At 49.3% G+C, this 227-nt stretch carries 1 rRNA gene; it reads right to left on the bottom strand.

Features of this window, described 5'->3' with window-relative positions:
* Nucleotides 1-227 (bottom strand): 16S ribosomal RNA (locus OCU55_RS23885); the annotation flags it as partial.

Here is a 227-nt window from a genome sequence, read left to right as displayed (position 1 = left end):
TCAGGTCGGCTACGCATCGTCGCCTTGGTGAGCCATTACCTCACCAACTAGCTAATGCGCCGCGGGTCCATCTTATAGCGGATTGCTCCTTTGATTTTCATTTCATGCGAAACGAAAATATTATGCGGTATTAATCTTCCTTTCGGAAGGCTATCCCCCTCTATAAGGCAGGTTACCCACGTGTTACTCACCCGTCCGCCGCTGAGAAAGTTCCGAAGAACTTTCTC

Origin of the sequence: Clostridium folliculivorans (assembly GCF_024341905.1) — a bacterium.
Classification (GTDB): Bacteria; Bacillota; Clostridia; order Clostridiales; family Clostridiaceae; genus Clostridium_AR; species Clostridium_AR folliculivorans.
The sequence above is the reverse complement of the archived record's forward strand: the minus strand, read 5'-3'. Positions and strand labels throughout refer to the sequence as shown.